Source organism: Pseudomonas fitomaticsae, assembly GCF_021018765.1.
GTDB classification, from domain to species: Bacteria; Pseudomonadota; Gammaproteobacteria; order Pseudomonadales; family Pseudomonadaceae; genus Aquipseudomonas; species Aquipseudomonas fitomaticsae.
The window spans coordinates 4,881,770-4,898,494 of the sequence record NZ_CP075567.1 but is presented as its reverse complement, the minus strand read 5'-3'; the positions used below and the strand labels follow the sequence as shown (position 1 = coordinate 4,898,494).

Sequence of the window (16,725 nt, the reverse complement as noted above, 5' to 3'; positions counted from 1 at the left end):
CCGCCACAACGCCGCGCCGGATATTAATTTCAAACGCTTGGAGCGTGCGGATTAGGAACGTGTATTGGCCCGGACGGTAACTTTATAAGAACGCTCAGGAGTTGTTGCATGTCGTTAGCTACCTTGATTCACCGGGCCAGTTTGCCTAATCCTCAAGTGACCACACAGCAAGCTCTCGAGATACTCGAGGTTTACTACGACCTCAGCGGTACCTTGCATGCTCTGGGCAGTCAGCAGGATCTCAATTATTGTCTCGACACAGGTAAAGAGCGTTATGTCCTGAAAATTTGTCGAGGCGATTACGCGAAGCTGGAATTGCAAGCCCAGAACGAGGCCCTCATGCACTTGGCCGGGCATCCGGACCTGCGTGCACCGAGAGTGATCCCCGCCGCAGGTGGCGAGGAACTGCTGACTTTGAATATCGCCGGTCAGTTAATGCATGTGCGCGTGCTCGAATACATAGAAGGGCATCCGCTGGCAGACCTCAAGCACATTGGCAGCGAAGTGGTGGCCGAATTTGGTCGGCTCTGTGGGCACATGAACCTGGCCCTGGCAATGTTTCAGCATCCGGGATTGGAGCGCACCTTGCAGTGGGACCCGCGACACGCGAGTGCGCTAATCAGCAATTTGCTTCCTATCGTTGCCGACGCAAGTCTGCGCATACGGATAGCCGACGCCGCGCAAGAGGCCGACCGGCGCTTACAGCCGTTGATCGAAGCTCTTCCTATGCAGGCGATCCATTCGGATATTACGGATGACAATGTGGTTTGGCAGCGCGATGCCCACCGGCTTTGGCAGGTACAAGGGGTCATCGATTTTGGTGATGTGGTGCATAGTTGGCGCGTAACTGACCTGTCAGTCACTTGCGCCTCTTTGCTGCATCATGCCAAAGGCGATCCTTTCTATATTCTGCCCGCGATTAGGGCATTTCATGCCGTCAACCCGCTTAGCCACGCAGAGCTTTTAGCGCTCTGGCCGTTGATCGTTGCTCGCGCGGCGGTACTCTTGCTCAGCACTAAACAGCAGATCAGCGTCGATCCGGCTAACCAGTACAGTCGCGATAGTCTTGAGACAGAACTGGAAATCTTCCGCGTTGCCACCTCCGTGTCCTTTGAGCTGATGGAGGCGGCCATTCTCACTGCCGTCGGAGAGTCGTTGCCCGCTATTGCCAGCGAAGACTTCGCGCCCCTGCTGCCTGATCTGGCAAACAAGGCGTTCGCGATCGTTGATCTCGGTGTGCTGAGTCCTCACTTTGAGGCGGGTAATTGGGAGCAAGAGGGAATAGATGAGCGTCTGTTGGTCGAGACGGCTGCGATTCATGGTTTGGCTGCCAGTCGCTATGGCCAGTACCGATTGTCTCGCACGCGTCCAGACAGCGAGGTCGAGCCGGCAACCTGTCCGTTGCACTTGCAACTCCAGGTGCCGCTGGGTACTGCCGTCGAAGCGCCGTTTACTGGGGTGCTGGACATTGGCTTCGACGGAGTCCTTTACCTGAGCAGTGGGCAGTTAAGCTTGCGCCTTTGGGGAGTCAAGCCTCTGCAACCACTGGGTGCCGAGCTGGTCAAAGGCCGGCCGCTGGGTGAGGTGGTCGCTGGCCTGACAGTGCAAATGTGCCGGGTTGCACAGACCACCCCACCGTTATTTTGTACGCCCTCCCGGGCTTCTGCCTGGCAGGCTATTTGCCCTTCGCCGGCGCGAATGCTGCGCTTGGTTTGTGATCCCGAAGAAGCAGTGAACCCGCAAGACATGCTGGTTCGCCGCGACGCCAGCTCTGCTCGCATGCAAAAGTGCTACTACGCCGATCCGCCGCAAATCGAGCGCGGATGGCGCAATCACCTGATCGATATGCAGGGTCGTTCCTACCTGGATATGGTTAACAACGTTGCTGTTCTGGGGCACGGCCATCCACGAATGACTGCCGAAGTCAGTCGCCAGTTGTCGCTGCTAAATACCAACTCGCGCTTCCACTACGCTGCGATTACTGAGTTCTCCGAACGGCTTTTGGCGTTGGCTCCGGATTCGATGGATCGGGTGTTCTTGGTCAATAGCGGTACGGAGGCCGTCGATCTGGCGATTCGGCTGGCTTGGGCCTACAGCGGTGGACGCGATGTGGTAAGTCTGCTGGAGGCATATCACGGCTGGTCGGTGGCCGCTGATGCTGTGTCGACCTCAATCGCCGACAACCCCAAGGCTATTAATAGCCGGCCAGACTGGGTGCATCCAGTTGCCGCACCGAACACCTTCCGTGGCAAATTCCGTGGCCCTGAAAGTACACCGGATTACGTTCGTTGCGTAGAAGACAAGTTGGCCGATATTGCTGCTCAGAAACGTCAATTGGCAGGATTCATCTGCGAGCCGGTCTATGGCAACGCCGGTGGCATTTCCCTGCCGCCTGGCTATTTGGCCCAAGTCTATGAAAAAGTGCGCCAGCAAGGCGGTCTGTGCATCGCTGATGAGGTGCAAGTGGGCTATGGGCGAAGGGGGGATTCCTTCTGGGGCTTCGAAGAGCAGGGCGTTGTGCCGGATATCATCACAATGGCCAAGGGAATGGGCAATGGTCACCCATTGGGCGCAGTAATCACTCGCCGAGAAATCGCTGACGCGCTAGAAACACAAGGTGATTTTTTCTCCTCGGCGGGCGGTAGTCCGGTCAGTTGCCGAGTTGGGATCACCGTGCTGGACGTGATGAAAGAAGAAAAGCTGATCGAGAATGCTCGGGTTACGGGGGGGTATTTTAAGGCCCGCCTTGAAGCATTGATTGATCGTTTTCCATTGGTGGGGGCAGTGCACGGTTTGGGCTTCTATTTGGGGCTCGAATTGATCCGTAACCGCGAAACCCTAGAGCCGGCTACAGAGGAGACTGCGGCGCTGTGCGATCGCTTGCGCGAACTAGGCATATTTATGCAGCCGACTGGCGATCATTCAAACATCCTCAAGATTAAACCGCCGATGATTACCAACCGTTCGAGTGTGGATTTTTTTGTCGACATGCTAACCAGGGTTTTAGAGGAAGAACTCTGATCTGAGTTCTGACATGGGTAAAATGAAGGGGGCTTTTGCTCACCTTCATTTTGTGCCATTTGTTGCGGATTCTTGATCAGTCGATATCACGAACCTTCATCACCGGATACCGTGAATTACCAGTTTCACTACGGCGGTCATGTGCGCCACACGAGTGTCAATGCAAAAATCACCAGACTGAACCTCCGAGCGGAATCTGGAGATGGCGTATGAATTAAGAACGCCAGCGACAAAGACGACATCAGTGCCTTGGTTTATTAGATTTTTTTCCTTTAGCGAGACTAGAACTTCAATAATCAGGCTAATGATTTTTTCGTTGAGTTTTGTTAACTGTAGCGGGGGTGAAATGCTCCATGCAGGTAGCACCTCTCGCCATACGTTTACTGGCAGAACCTCGCACTCATAGAGAGCTATCAGTCTGTCTACTTCGACTAGAGCCGTTACTGGGTCGTCCCAAAGCGCCTTTTTATTTCCGATTTGTACAAATGCTTGCTGGTCTGCGGCATCAATGACCTCAAGTAAAATATCGCTTTTGGTTTTGAAGTAGTTAAATACTGTAGCTGGTGAGACTTTCGCATCGGCGGCTATGGCGCCCACTGTTGTTCCCGCATAGCCATGGACTGCAAATAATTTAAGTGCCGACGAGCATATTGCCTTCCGACGACTTTCTTTATGCAGTTCTCTAAGTCCAGCCATAAATGCCTTCCAGTTATATCAATGTGAGACAAGCAGCCGCCCAATTCTAACAGGTCCGCTGAAACGCGTGAATTGTACCGTTCAGGAGACGCAGTAAGCCCGCAGCGCAACCGCGATCAGCCTTCAGCATTCATAAGATATTTTTAGGCGAGTATCCAAAAAACAACCTGGTCAGACGGTAATTTATTGATTCTAAACGTGTTTTAATGACATAAAATTAGAGTTGACTCTAAATATAGAGTGGTGTCAAATTTGTGCTGTCGTAGCAACAGCGCTCTTGGGATGCTACGGCGGGCGGCGTCGGCACCAGCTCGCACCTGGGCTGCCTTGCAGCAGGACTACAATCGGTGCACAAGACGCCGAAGCATGTTTAACAATTATTTCTGCCGTAACGAAACCACTCAACATGGGCGCGTCAGATGAAAAAAATAATGAAATATCTTCCTGCGTTATCATTTGCTATTGGGATCTGCGTTGCGCAGCATAGCTATGCCGCTGGAAGTAAGTTGGCGGTATACAACTGGACTGAGTACTTGCCAAAGTCAGTGGTTTCGAGTTTCGAGAAAGAAACCGGTATCAGTGTCCAATATGACGTTTTTGACACAGCAGAGACGCTCGAAGCTAAACTCCTTACAGGAAACTCAGGGTACGATCTTGCATTCCCTTCCCATGACCGGGTACCGACGCTTGTCAAAGCCGGGGCGATACTTGAGATTGATCATTCGAAATTATCCAACTGGAAAAATCTCGATCCGGAGTTCCTCAAAAATCTGGCCAAGACTGACCCGGGTAACGCACATGCCGTGCCATACCTGTGGGGTACTACGTTGATTGGCTACAATAAAGATAAAGTACAAGCTGCCTTTAAAGGGGAGCCAATCCCGAATTCCTGGTCGCTTGTCTTTGATCCCCAGTACGCAAGCAAGGTCAAGGATTGCGGTGTAGCATTCATTGATGCGCCATCCGAAGTTTTTTCCATAGCCTTGCGCTATCTGGGCCTCGACCCAAACGCCTCTGATCAGCCGAGTTTGGAAAAGGCCCGTGACCTGTTAATGCAGGCGAGACCTAACATTACGTATTTTCACTCTGCTCGCTGGTTGCAGGACCTCGCCAATGGCGATATTTGCGTCGTAGTTGGTTATTCCGGTGGGGTGGCAATGGCGAGAGATCTTGCTCAGTCGAACGGCAGTAAGGTCCAAATCGGATTGATCATGCCTGACGAAGGAGCATTGGCGTGGTCGGACGATATGGTTATTCCGAAAGGGGCGAAAAATATCGAGGAGGCCTATAAGTTTATTGACTATATACAGCGCCCAGACATCATTGCTCAGATCTCTAATGTAATCGGTTATCCCAACGCTAACCCAGCCTCCAGTGGAATGATTGATCCCGCCAGGCTAGCGGATGAAGCACTCTTCATTCCTGAGCCAAAGCGGGAGAAGTTATTTTTTCAGAACGTTCAAGCGTTCAGTGTGGAGCGCATGAAAACTCGTTATTGGAACACTGTGAAATCCGGTCAGTGATTACCGTGCACTCGGCTCCTTGTTCTATCGGTCATACGAGGTGTTGAACGTCGCTCGGCTCTGTGCTTCAAGGTTGTCGGGCGCATTAAATACTATAGGTACGATTTCTAGTCAAGAGTTCGGTTGTATTGGATTTTTATCCGTCTAATTTGAGAATCGCGCCTTCCATTAAAATGCGCGAAAAGGGAATTTACATGTCTGAAAGCAAGGCTGTCACTCATGCTTACTTGGAAGCAAAGCGCGCTCGCGCGCTGCATGCTGATCGTTGGGACGTAATGAATGGATTTCCTCCCACCTTGGATAAGCTTGTCACTCATCAAAATTTTATGGCGCCGCCAAATAATCGCTGGGGCTTCAAACATCTCGAGAAGTTGACGCGAAGTACAACGGTTTCCAGAGGGGGCGGTTCCATCAGCCCGTTAATTAACACGTTGCAAGACCTGTCTGGAGTTGTTTTTAAAAGTAAAAGCGGCAGCACAGTCACAGTGAAAGAGCACTTGGCAGCAACGTTTACCGATGGCTTCATTGTCCTGAAAAATGGGGCGTGTTTGTACGAAGCATATTTTGATAATTTTCTGCCCGCCGATCGGCATATTATGTTCTCCGTGACCAAGTCGATTGTCGGTTTGTTGGCAGAGGATTTTGTTGCAAGCAAAGTTCTGGATGAGCTATTGACGGTGGGGGAGTATGTTCCGGAGCTTGCGGCCAGTGCGTTTGGCGACGCCACAATTCGTCAGGTTATGAATATGGTTGTCGGGGTGAACTACCACGAGAGCTATGAAGATCCGAACAATATTACGGCCCAGTATGCTTACGCTAGCGGTCTCTGGTCTCGGCCAGAAGGTAGTGATCATTCGGATAATATTTGTGACTATCTTAAAAAGTTGGAAAAGAAAGGTGAGCATGGTGTGTGTTTTGACTACATTACACCCTGCACCGAGGTGCTAGCGTGGGTTGTCGAGCGCGCCAGCGGTCGGTCCATCGCGGCGCATGTAGAGGAAATTTGGTCGCAATTGGGCTGTGAGCGGGATGCGTATTTCGTCAATGACGCTCAGGGTAGAGTGTGTTCGGGCGGCGGTTTTAATGCGACGCTCCGGGACATGGCCCGATTTGCATTGATGGTTTCGCAGAAAGGCGAATGGAAAGGGAAGCAACTCGTTTCACCTGCCGCTGTGGACCGCCTATTTGAGGGGGCTGATCCCGAACATTATGCTCGCAATGAAGAATATTCTTCATGGACGCCGGGGGCTTCTTATCGGAGTCAATGGTACGTGTACTCAGGCCAGTCGATCATGGCTGTAGGTATACATGGACAGATAATATATATAAATCGACTGAGCAATATCGTCATTGTGAAGCAATCATCCTCGCCTACCGCTGAGACACCGCTGAGTACAGACACTGTAGTGATGCTTCAGACGTTGGCTGATGTGCTGAGTTGAGCCCAAGGTGATGGGCTGGCTTTCCGGGCACTGAGGTTTCTGTCTTCCAATTTCTGCGAGCTTACATGATGAAATTTTCTGCTCACGAGTATCCCTATTCCTCACAACGGCAGTGTGTGTTCGCCCGGAATGGAATGGTTGCAGCCTCGCAACCACAGGCAGCGCAGGCAGGGATCGAAATGTTGCGCAGAGGCGGGAATGCTATCGATGCAGCTATTGCAACCGCTGCGGCATTGACGGTGGTTGAACCCACCGGTTGCGGTCTGGGGGGCGATGCTTTCGCATTGGTATGGGTCAAGAATCAGCTCTATGGGCTCGATGGCAGTGGTCATGCACCGGCGGCGCTTAGCATAGATGTTCTGGCCAGTGCTCACTCCACCATGCCGCAATACGGCTGGGAGCCTGTAACGGTGCCGGGGTGCCCATCTGCTTGGGCAGAACTATCCCGTCGTTTCGGCCGGCTGCCTTTTGCCGAACTGTTACAGCCTGCTATTCATTTGGCTAGAGACGGTTTCCCGGTGTCACCAGTAGTCGCTTATCAATGGCGACTCGCCCTGCAGGAAATTATTCAGCATCGTCAGCCTGTTTTGGAAAACTGGTTCAGCACTTTCTTGATTGATGGGCGTTCACCCGAGGCTGGTGAGATGTTTCATAACCCCGCCCAGGCTCGAACGCTTGCCGAGCTGGCGGCAACGCACTGCGAAAGCTTTTACCGTGGCTCCCTGGCTGCCCGCCTGGCAGCGCACTCTGTGGACACCGGTGGTTACCTTCGTGCGAGCGATCTACATAACTACCGCGCCGAGTGGGTAGAGCCGATCAGCGTCAACTATCGAGGGGTTGATGTGTGGGAAATTCCACCAAGTGGTCAAGGCCTTATTGCGTTGATGGCGCTTAAGATTCTAGAGGGCTTCGAATTTTGTCAGCGTGATTGTCAAACTACTTGGCACCACCAGCTGGAAGCAATGAAGCTTGCCTACAGCGATGGCTTTCACTACATCACTGACCCCAAGCATATGCGCGTCACGATGGAGAAGCTGTTGAGTTCCGACTACCTTGATCGGCGTCGAGCGCAGATCGGTCACCGAGCTCTCCCGCCATTGCAGGGGGATCCGCATGCCAGTGGCACGGTGTATCTCGCCACCGCCGACGGCGAGGGTAATATGGTCTCGTTTATTCAGAGCAACTACCACGGTTTTGGCTCTGGGGTTGTTCTGCCTGACAGTGGTATTGCTCTACAAAATCGTGGCGCGGAATTTAGCCTCGATGTTGATCACACCAACGCCCTGGTTCCGGGTAAAAAAACGTTCCACACCATTATTCCAGGATTTCTGACCAAAAACGGAGAGGCGCTCGGCCCCTTTGGAGTAATGGGGGGGTATATGCAGCCGCAGGGTCATGTGCAGATGGTTATGAACCTCGTGGACTTCGGTCTCAATCCTCAGGCTGCTTTGGATGCTCCGCGTTGGCAATGGTTGGGCCAAATGAAGGTTGGTATAGAGCAAACTGCACCACGTGATCTCGCGTGTTCATTGGCGAGCCGTGGCCATGAGGTAGAAGTGGCTTGCGACCTGACCGATTACGGACGTGGTCAAATCATCTTGCGTGATCCACGAAGCGGTGTTCTTTGTGGAGGCACAGAGCCTCGAGCTGATTCGCACATAGCTATTTACTGAAGGTCGGCATTTATCATCGGGCAGAATCTTAATGTGATCCGGTAAGCCATCGGGGTAAATGGGCTCCTAATTAAGGCGGTCGGAGCGCCGTTTCCGAAGAGGTTTATTGCATCGTTCCGTCTGTGGAAGTACCGGTCATTGCCTTAGCGTCAGCCTATGAGTTTCGGAGTAAAAACGTATGACATTTCACACGACGAATCGGTCGCTGGCTAACGCTCAGCCTCATCCTGTCTGGCAGGAAACAAAAATACCTGCGACCGCCGCACCACGGCTCACGGGCGAAGTGAAGTGTGATATTGCGATTGTGGGTGGCGGGTTTGTCGGGTTGTGGACTGCGTTGATGGCCCGTCAACGCAGGCCTGAAGCAGCTATCGTGGTGCTTGAGGCCGGCCGCTGCGGTAGCGAGGCGAGCGGACGCAATGGCGGATTCTGTGCTCCGAGTATTTCCCACGGTGTTTCCAATGCGCTGAAACGCTGGCCCAAGGAAGCAGAGCAATTGGTGCGACTGGGTAAAGAGAACCTTGTGGAATTTGAAAGGGATCTTCGGCGTTTCGGCATGGACGTAGAATTTGAGCGCTCCGGAAAATTGACTGTCGCCAGTCAGCCCTGGCAGGTTGAAGGGCTAAGGTCGATGAAGCGTAACTACGAGCGTTTTGGTATTTCTTGCGAATATCTGGATGGTGAGAGGCTGAAGTCACTCCTCGATTCGCCGGCCTATGTTGCAGGTATGTTCGAGCCCAATTATGCCTTGCTGAACCCGGTCAAGATGGTCTCGGAACTGCGACGCGTATGCCTTGCGCAAGGTGTGCAGTTGTTCGAGCATTCGCCAGTGACCGCCTTACGCCAAGACGGTCTTCATCAGGTGCTGGAAACCGGTCTGGGCGCAGTCAAAGCAGCAAAAGTTGCGCTCGCCACTAACATCGCGCCGCCATTGTTGGGATCGCTGAGGTCCAAGGTTATTCCCGTTTTTGACTACGCCCTGGCGACCCGCCCTCTCGACGATGCTCAGTTGCGCGCCATCGGTTGGAGCGGGCGCTACGGTATCGCCGACTGTGGTAACCAGTTTCATTACCTGCGCAAAACCGAGGACAACCGCATTCTCTGGGGCGGTTACGACGCTATCTATCACTTCGCAAGCCGACGGGATGAGGCGTTGACGCAACGTCCGGAAAGTTTCGCGGCATTGGCTCGGCAATTTCAAGCGACTTTCCCGGCGTTGGCTGATATCACGTTCAGCCATGCCTGGGGCGGCATCATCGACACCTCCGCGCGCACCACCTTCTTCTGCGGAACATCGTCTAATGGGCGCGTTGCTTATGCCCAGGGGTTCACCGGGCAGGGCGTGTCCGCCAGTCGTTTCGCGGCATTGACCATGCTTGATCTGCTCGAGGGCAAATCAACCGAGCGCACAAAGCTGGCAATGACCTCAACGGCTCCTTTCCCGTTTCCACCCGAGCCCTTGCGCTACGTGGGCGTGTCGCTGGCGCAGCGCTCGTTGGCCCGTGAAGACATCACTGGGCACCGCGACTGGTTGCTCAAAGGCTTCGATGCGCTAGGCATCGGTTTTGATTCTTAAGTAGGAGTGAGCATAGTAATGAATAAACCCGAATGCGTTATCGATTTCGCTAACCCGGACTTACCGTTTGTTGAGTCGGAAACCAGCGATCCGGACCTGGTCGACATCCCGTATCGCAGCCGGATCTGGGAGCATTTTGCAGACCCGCAGAAAAAGGCCGCCGCCGGTATCTGGGAGGCCCCCGAGCACCTGGAGCGCTGTGAATGTGACTTTGACGAGCTCTGTCACTTGCTCGAAGGAAGCGTTCGTCTGACTGACAGCAACGGCGTCAGCCAGGACTTCAATGCCGGCGCCACGTTCGTGGTTGCCGCTGGGTTCAAGGGAACTTGGGAGAACCTGACACCGGTCCGGAAGGTGTTCGTGGTCCTGGAAGGCTAAGTAAGGGAGGGCAGCGCCATGATCGCTCGTGCGGAAATGTCAGTGCCGCGAGTCGCCTGCATGTTTTCGCTGAACGTTTTGAGGCGCTGTTTCATCGATTGATCGCTCAGCAGCTGTTCGAGGGCGGCGGGTAGTGCGGGCAGTGGTTCGGCAAAGCGCGGCAAGTAGCGACCGACACCGACTTCCTCGGCGCGTGCGGCGTTGTCGTGGCCGTCCCAGCAGTAAGGAATGATCAATGACGGCAAGCCGAAGTACAGCGCTTCGCAGAAACTGTTGTTGCCGCCGTGGTGGATGAACAACTGACATTCCTTGAGCACGGCCGGCTGTGGAAACCAGCTGTCCAGATACACGTTGTCCGGGACGGTGGTGTACATGTCCCGATAGGCGCCAACATTGATGAGGAAGCGATAGGGCAGATGTTCGATGGTACCGATCAGGCGCTTCATCATGTCGGTGTCGGCGGCTCCGAGGCTGCCGAAACTGACGTAGATCAGAGGCGCGTCGTTGTGCCGTGGGAAGTCGGGAACGATGTAAGGCGCCTCGCGACGTACACAACCGTCGAGGTATACATAGCGCTGAGGATCCAGCGGCGACTGGCGTTCATAGCGCACCGGCGTTGGCGACAGTAGCAGGTTGAGCCACGGTGAGTCGATGAGGAACTGGCCGGTTGGGCAGGGCGCGGTGCCGTTGTTCGCGAGAAACTGCGAAAAGCGTGCATGGGCCGGTGCGACGGCTTTGCGGTAATGCTCGGCAAAGCGTTCGCGGGCCTCTTTGTCGCCAGCCAGGCAGCCTGACAAGTACGGCGGTACGGCGGCATCCGGCAATTCGGTTTCAGCGCACGAAACCATCCGCACCCACGGGCATCCAGCGTTGGTGATGGCGGGGAACATGACCACGTTGTCGAGGACGATGACGTCCGGTTTAAGGCGGTCGAGTAACTGTCGCAGCGGTTTTTCGGCTTCGATAGCAGTATCGATAATGGCTTCCCAGGCTGGTGCCACATAGCTGTCGATCTGCGCAAATGGCGTCTGGTCGAAGTAAGGAATATTGCGCTCGATGAAGCGCTCCCAATAATGCTGGTGCTCCGCTGCCGACAGTGGACTGGCCTGCGGAATCGGATATTCGTCAAAGCCGTATTCGGCGAAGAGTCCTTGAAAATATTCGTGGCAGATGAATACCGGCTTGGCTCCCAGCTCACGCAGTGATTGGGCGATTCCAATGCAGTTCAAGGCCGCGCCGAAACTGGCTTCCGGAAACAAGGCGATCAGTTTTTGTGTGTACATGGCGAAGAAAGTCCATGGCGGGTAAAGCCCACCGTGCCTGAGATGATTGGATGCTGTCTTATTTTATGAAAAAAATCATCTTGTTTGTCGATCCATTTTAGCGGCGCCCAAGCAGTTGGCCCTGCGGGATCCCGCGGTTAGCGGTTTGTGGGCGCTGGGCGGCGCTAAGGCGTAGGTGCAGACGCAGCAGGTCGGCGGCGATCTCCAGCTGTCCGCGTTCGATGTGGGCAATGACTTGCAGGTGCTCGCGTAGTGCCTCTTGCAGGCGGTGCACGCTGACGGTCGGCAGCAGATTCGGCAGGCGCCGAAGGCTCTGATGTTGGAGCAAGGCGTCGCCGATAAATCGATTGCCGCAGCTCTGGCCTATCAGTTCATGAAGGCTGATGTCCAACTCGCGAAATTGCTGAATGTCGAAGTGTTCAACCGGGCTTGAAAGCAATGTTTGCATGGCGCTCCGCAGCAGTGCCAAGCGTTGCGGGTCGGCATTGAAGTGCGGGCTGAGCAAGGCTTCCGGTTCCAGGATCAGGCGGAACTTGAGGCTTTCTTCCAGGGCGGCGATGCTGTTTAACGAAGGACGAAACAGCCAGGATTGGCCGGGGCCGCGCTCTATCGCCTGGCTTTCGCTGAGTTGCAGCAGGGCTTTCTGCGCTGCGGGCCGGCCGACGTCGTAACGACGCATCAGTTCGCTGATGCTGATGCTGTCCCCAAGGCGTCCGGCCATGCGGTCGCGCAGTATCGAAGTCGCTAGTTCTTCTTCCTCGGCCTGTGGCAGTGCGGCGTTGAAAGCCTGGCCGGGTGGTGCTGCCAGCAGTCGATAACCTTTACCAGTCTCGTGGCTCAGCAGGTTTTGTTCCAGCAGCACTTTCAGCGCGCCACGAATCAGCGTGCGTGAAACTTGGAACGTGCGCGACAGCGCTTGCTCGGCGACCGGATCGCCGGCCTTTAGCCCGGTTTCCTGAGTGTGCTCCAGAATCCGCCGGGCGAGCTCCAGGTGATTGGTGCGAGGTTTTTTCTCGGGTGCTGTGCTCAAGCGTCTTGTCTCGTTTTGTTCGCTTTGGACTCTGGCGCCCATCTTAAGCCATTCACTGCTAAACCGTCAGGCATGAAAATAAGCGTTGACATTCCTTCTTGCTGGTCCTAATTTCTAAAAAAAAACATACGGAACCGTTTCTCTTTTGCCGTACTGCCTTCGAACACAAAAATAATCAATCGTCGGGTGAGTATTATGAGAAAGCTGAAAGGCCTTATGTGTCTGGGATTGAGCGTTTCCCTGGCGATTGCTTCGCAGGCTGCAAGTGCAAAAGACATGGTGATTTCGATCTGGGACGGCTACATGGCCCCGGATGCGCTGGACAAGTTCAAAGCGGCCAGCGGCGTTGACGTCGACAAGGCGTTGCATGCGACCAACGAAGAGATCATGGGCAAGCTCATGGCATCTGGCGGTGAAGGCTATGACGTGGTGTTCGTCTCTTCTCCGTTCGCCGAAGTCCTGCACAAGCAGGGGCTGCTGGCGGATATCGATCCGGTCAAAGTTCCCAACCTGAAAAACCTCTACCCCGAAGCGACCCAGCTGGAATATGACCCGGGCAACCATTTCTCGGTGCCGTACACCTGGGGCACGACCGGGATCTGCTACCGCTCCGACAAGGTCACGCCGGCACCGGTGAGCTGGAACGAATTGCTCAACCCGAGCGATGCGCTCAAGGGCAAGGTGACGATGCTCGCCACCGACCGCTGGATGCTCGGCGCCGGGTTCCTGGCCAAGGGCTGGTCGGTCAACGACAGCGATCCCAAGCAGATCGCCGCCGTCCGCGACCAGTTGATCGCCACCAAGAAACGCATCCTCGCCTTCGACGACACCACCTTCTACTCCAAGCTCGCTTCCGGCGAATCGCTGATGGCGCACGCCTGGGATGGCTGGTGTAACTACGGCACCCAGGCCAATGCGGCGATCAAGTTCGTGGTGCCCAAGGAAGGTTCCGACCTGTGGGTCGACACCATGGTCGTGCTCAAGAGCTCCAAGCACCAGGAGCAGGCGTTGCAGTTCATCAACTTCATGCTCGCCAAGGAAAACCACGTCTGGGTCGCGGAAAACATCCTCTACAAAATCCCCAACCAGGCTGCAATGGCCGGTTTGTCCGCTGACCTGCTCAAGCAATATCCCAACCTCACGATCGCCCCGAGCGAGCTGTTGAAGATGGAGCAGTTGCGCGATCTGGGCGGCATCACGCAAAAAGCCTACACCCGGGCTGTCACCGAAATCATGGCGGCGCAGAACTGAGCCTCACATCACGTAGGCCGCATTGATCACGAGGCATGCCCTGCATGCCTCGCCACGCTCGCAAGCCGCCTCCGTTCCGGGGCGGGAGGATATGGGTAATGAGTGCTTTGCATGCTGACAGGCGGCTGTCGGCCTGGCTTCTTGCGCCCGGCTTTGGCTGGTTGCTGATCTTTCTGGTGGTGCCGTGCGTGCTGGTGCTGGTCTACAGCTTCGTCGAGCGCGGCGCCTACGGCGGGATCGACTGGCTGTTCACCTGGGAAAACTACCAGCGCGCGTTCGATCCGCTGTACCTCGGTATTTTGCTCAAGTCGGCGAAAATCGCCGGGCTGGCGACGCTGTTCGCGGTGCTGATCGGCTACCCGGCCGCCTACGCCATTGCCCGTGCGCCTCGACGTCATCAGGCGGTGTTCCTGTTTCTGGTGATGCTGCCGTTCTGGAGCAACTACCTGATCCGCACCTACGCCTGGATCGTCCTGCTCAACCGCGAAGGCCTGATCAACCGCATGCTGCAGCTGTTCGGCTACAGCGGCGATCCGATCAACCTGCTGTACACCGAAGCGTCAGTGGTGCTGGGGCTGGTCTACAACTACATCCCGTTTGTGATCCTGGCGATTTTCTCCTCGCTGTCGCGCATCAACAACGAACTGTGGGACGCGTCGAAAGACCTCGGGGCCTCGGGCTGGATGACCTTCCGCCGCATCATCCTGCCGCTGAGCGTGCCCGGTGTCGCGGCCGGCGCGGTGTTTGTCTTCGTCCTGAGCATCGGCAACTTCATCACCGCCGACCTGTTGGGCGGCAAGCAGGTGCAGATGGTCGGCAACCTGATCTATTCGCAGTTTCTCACCGCGCGGGACTGGCCGTTCGGCGCGGCACTGAGTTTCTTCCTGATCGCGATCATGCTGATCCTGTTGTTCGTCCAGGCCCTGGTGGCCCGCCGTGCAGAAGGGGGCCGGGCATGAGTCAGCCTCGTTCCATAAGCGGCACCGCCCTCAATACGCACCTGTGGCTGGTGTACGCCTTCCTGTATGTGCCGATCCTGGTGCTGATCCTGCTGTCGTTCAACAAGTCCGGCCTGCCGACCGCCTGGGGCGGCGTGTCGTTGAAATGGTACGTGGCGCTGGCCCACAACTCGGCGATCCTGTCGGCGGCCCTTAACACCCTGATCGTGGCGCTGGCGGCGACCTTCATTGCCTGCGTGCTAGGTACGTTCCTGGCGCTGGGCATCGAGTTGCGCCGCAAGGGCAATGACAAGGGGCAGGTGGTGGACACGTTGCTGATGGCACCGATGATCATCCCCGACATCGTCCTGGCAATTGCGCTGCTGAGTTTCTTCAACCTGCTCAAGGTCGCGTTGGGCCTGCACTCGATCATCATCAGCCACGCCGTGTTCAACATCGCCTTCGTCTGCGCGGTGGTGCGCACGCGGCTCAAGCACTTCGACTACTCGATTCTCGAGGCCTCGATCGACCTGGGGGCGAGCGCGTTCACCACGTTTCGTCGAGTCCTGCTGCCGGCGATTTTCCCCGGCGTGCTGGCGGGTGGTTTGCTCTCGTTCACCTTGTCGGTGGACGAATTCATCATTGCGTTTTTCAACTCCGGTTCCGGCCAGGCGTCCACGACGTTGCCGATGCAGATCTACGCCATGATCCGTTTTGGCGTCACTCCGGAAATCAATGCCCTGGCGACGCTGGTGATGCTGGTCAGCATCACTGCGCTGCTGGCTTCGCAGCGTCTCAACAAGGCTCCTCGCACCTATGAATAATTCATCTGCGGTACTGATCCTGGACAAGGTCAGCAAGTCCTATGGCAACGCACCGGTGGTTGACGAGGTGTCGCTGAACATCCGCGAGAACGAGTTCTTTGCGCTGCTGGGGCCGTCCGGCTGCGGCAAGACCACGCTGTTGCGCATGCTCGCCGGCTTCGAAACACCCAGCGCCGGCTGCATTTACCTGGATGGCAAAGACATCTCGCCGCTGCCGGCCAACAAGCGTCCGTTGAACCTGATGTTCCAGTCCTATGCGCTGTTTCCCAACATGACCGTGCGCAAGAACATCGCCTACGGGCTGGAAATGGAGCGCTTGCCCGAGGCGGAGATCCGTCTTCGGGTCGATGAAGTGTTGAGCACCGCGCAGCTCGGTGAGCTGGCCGAGCGCAAGCCCGATCAGCTCTCCGGTGGCCAGCGCCAACGTGTTGCGCTGGCGCGGGCGCTGGTCAAGCGTCCGCGGGTGTTGCTGCTCGATGAACCGTTGGGTGCACTCGACAAAAAACTCCGGGAAAAGATGCAGCTCGAACTCAAGCGCCTGCAACTCGAGAGCGGCATCACCTTCATCATCGTCACCCACGACCAGGAAGAAGCGCTGGTGATGTCGGACCGTATGGCGGTGCTCGATGGCGGCAAGGTCTGTCAATGCGGCAGCCCCACCGAACTCTACGAAAACCCCAACAGCCGTTTTGTCGCCAACTTCATCGGCGTCAGCAATCTGTTTGAAGGCGTGCGTTCAGGTCAGCACACGGTCCGCGTCAATGGTCAGGAGCTGGCTGTCGAGACCGACGCGCCACTGGTTCCAGATCAGAAGGTCGCCGTCGTCGTGCGTCCGGAGCGTTTACAGGTGCTGGCGGAGGAGGACGATTGTGGCAATCAGGTCACCGGCATCATCGTCGAAATCGCCTATCACGGCCTCGACACCAACGTGCATGTGCAGACGGCGCTCAGCGAGAAAGCGTTGATTGTCCGGGTACCGTCCTCGCAATTCGATTTTGCTCATTTTGCTATCGGTATGAGCGTCCGGCTCGGCTGGCAGGCTCGCCACGCCCGTGTTTTGACGCGTTGAACAATTAAAAGGACCAGGCAG

General features: G+C 55.7%; 13 protein-coding genes. 10 read left to right on the top strand and 3 right to left on the bottom strand.

The features are described 5' to 3' along the window. The first annotated feature begins 108 nt into the window (after nucleotides 1–108). On the top strand, nucleotides 109–3,021 hold the full coding sequence (locus KJY40_RS22100; RefSeq protein ID WP_230732860.1) for an aminotransferase: 2,913 nt from the start codon (nucleotides 109–111) through the stop codon (nucleotides 3,019–3,021). Nucleotides 3,022–3,120: 99 nt separating this feature from the next. Here the strand turns inward: KJY40_RS22100 and KJY40_RS22095 are convergent, their stop codons facing one another. Continuing rightward, nucleotides 3,121–3,717, bottom strand: a complete 597-nt coding sequence (locus KJY40_RS22095) for a TetR/AcrR family transcriptional regulator (protein ID WP_220556749.1) — start codon at nucleotides 3,715–3,717, stop codon at nucleotides 3,121–3,123. Between the two features lie 419 nt (nucleotides 3,718–4,136). On the opposite strand from KJY40_RS22095, the gene KJY40_RS22090 reads away from it, so the two are divergent. From KJY40_RS22090 to KJY40_RS22070, 5 genes are all read left to right on the top strand, one after another. Further along, nucleotides 4,137–5,240: an extracellular solute-binding protein gene (locus KJY40_RS22090; RefSeq protein WP_230732858.1), complete on the top strand. Its 1,104-nt coding sequence runs from the start codon at nucleotides 4,137–4,139 to the stop codon at nucleotides 5,238–5,240. 194 nt (nucleotides 5,241–5,434) lie between these two features. Then, a complete protein-coding gene (locus tag KJY40_RS22085; RefSeq protein WP_230732857.1) occupies nucleotides 5,435–6,682 on the top strand; it encodes a serine hydrolase domain-containing protein in 1,248 nt (415 codons plus the stop codon). Between the two features lie 65 nt (nucleotides 6,683–6,747). Continuing rightward, nucleotides 6,748–8,355, top strand: coding sequence for a gamma-glutamyltransferase family protein (locus KJY40_RS22080; RefSeq protein ID WP_230732855.1), 1,608 nt, complete (start codon nucleotides 6,748–6,750; stop codon nucleotides 8,353–8,355). Nucleotides 8,356–8,533: 178 nt separating this feature from the next. Beyond that, on the top strand, nucleotides 8,534–9,931 hold the full coding sequence (locus KJY40_RS22075; protein ID WP_220556745.1) for an NAD(P)/FAD-dependent oxidoreductase: 1,398 nt from the start codon (nucleotides 8,534–8,536) through the stop codon (nucleotides 9,929–9,931). An 18-nt stretch (nucleotides 9,932–9,949) separates the two neighbouring features. Then, nucleotides 9,950–10,309, top strand: a complete 360-nt coding sequence (locus tag KJY40_RS22070; RefSeq protein WP_220556744.1) for a cupin domain-containing protein — start codon at nucleotides 9,950–9,952, stop codon at nucleotides 10,307–10,309. Here the strand turns inward: KJY40_RS22070 and KJY40_RS22065 are convergent. After that, a complete protein-coding gene (locus KJY40_RS22065) occupies nucleotides 10,306–11,592 on the bottom strand; it encodes a nucleotide disphospho-sugar-binding domain-containing protein (protein ID WP_220556743.1) in 1,287 nt (428 codons plus the stop codon). The two genes, KJY40_RS22070 and KJY40_RS22065, sit on opposite strands and share 4 nt — an antisense overlap. 97 nt (nucleotides 11,593–11,689) lie before the next feature. Then, nucleotides 11,690–12,622 carry a GntR family transcriptional regulator gene (locus tag KJY40_RS22060; RefSeq protein WP_220556742.1) on the bottom strand — a complete coding sequence of 311 codons (933 nt, stop codon included), beginning with the start codon at nucleotides 12,620–12,622 and terminating at the stop codon, nucleotides 11,690–11,692. A 195-nt stretch (nucleotides 12,623–12,817) separates the two neighbouring features. On the opposite strand from KJY40_RS22060, the gene KJY40_RS22055 reads away from it, so the two are divergent. The 4 genes from KJY40_RS22055 (at nucleotide 12,818) to KJY40_RS22040 (ending at nucleotide 16,704) form a co-directional block, all read left to right on the top strand. Next, nucleotides 12,818–13,873 (top strand): polyamine ABC transporter substrate-binding protein, encoded by a 1,056-nt coding sequence (locus tag KJY40_RS22055; RefSeq protein WP_220556741.1) that lies wholly within the window; start codon nucleotides 12,818–12,820, stop codon nucleotides 13,871–13,873. Between the two features lie 98 nt (nucleotides 13,874–13,971). Continuing rightward, nucleotides 13,972–14,832 carry an ABC transporter permease gene (locus KJY40_RS22050; protein ID WP_220556740.1) on the top strand — a complete coding sequence of 287 codons (861 nt, stop codon included), beginning with the start codon at nucleotides 13,972–13,974 and terminating at the stop codon, nucleotides 14,830–14,832. Beyond that, a complete protein-coding gene (locus tag KJY40_RS22045; RefSeq protein WP_230732854.1) occupies nucleotides 14,829–15,635 on the top strand; it encodes an ABC transporter permease in 807 nt (268 codons plus the stop codon). Before KJY40_RS22050 ends, KJY40_RS22045 begins: the two co-directional genes overlap by 4 nt. Beyond that, nucleotides 15,628–16,704, top strand: coding sequence for an ABC transporter ATP-binding protein (locus KJY40_RS22040; protein ID WP_220556738.1), 1,077 nt, complete (start codon nucleotides 15,628–15,630; stop codon nucleotides 16,702–16,704). Before KJY40_RS22045 ends, KJY40_RS22040 begins: the two co-directional genes overlap by 8 nt. The last annotated feature ends 21 nt before the right edge of the window (nucleotides 16,705–16,725 follow it).

Coding starts and splice junctions, on each gene's coding strand:
- KJY40_RS22100 (WP_230732860.1), top strand. CDS start 109: ATGTCGTTAGCTACCTTGATTCACCGGGCCAGTTTGCCTAATCCTCAA.
- KJY40_RS22095 (WP_220556749.1), bottom strand. CDS start 3,717: ATGGCTGGACTTAGAGAACTGCATAAAGAAAGTCGTCGGAAGGCAATA.
- KJY40_RS22090 (WP_230732858.1), top strand. CDS start 4,137: ATGAAAAAAATAATGAAATATCTTCCTGCGTTATCATTTGCTATTGGG.
- KJY40_RS22085 (WP_230732857.1), top strand. CDS start 5,435: ATGTCTGAAAGCAAGGCTGTCACTCATGCTTACTTGGAAGCAAAGCGC.
- KJY40_RS22080 (WP_230732855.1), top strand. CDS start 6,748: ATGATGAAATTTTCTGCTCACGAGTATCCCTATTCCTCACAACGGCAG.
- KJY40_RS22075 (WP_220556745.1), top strand. CDS start 8,534: ATGACATTTCACACGACGAATCGGTCGCTGGCTAACGCTCAGCCTCAT.
- KJY40_RS22070 (WP_220556744.1), top strand. CDS start 9,950: ATGAATAAACCCGAATGCGTTATCGATTTCGCTAACCCGGACTTACCG.
- KJY40_RS22065 (WP_220556743.1), bottom strand. CDS start 11,592: ATGTACACACAAAAACTGATCGCCTTGTTTCCGGAAGCCAGTTTCGGC.
- KJY40_RS22055 (WP_220556741.1), top strand. CDS start 12,818: ATGAGAAAGCTGAAAGGCCTTATGTGTCTGGGATTGAGCGTTTCCCTG.
- KJY40_RS22050 (WP_220556740.1), top strand. CDS start 13,972: ATGAGTGCTTTGCATGCTGACAGGCGGCTGTCGGCCTGGCTTCTTGCG.
- KJY40_RS22045 (WP_230732854.1), top strand. CDS start 14,829: ATGAGTCAGCCTCGTTCCATAAGCGGCACCGCCCTCAATACGCACCTG.
- KJY40_RS22040 (WP_220556738.1), top strand. CDS start 15,628: ATGAATAATTCATCTGCGGTACTGATCCTGGACAAGGTCAGCAAGTCC.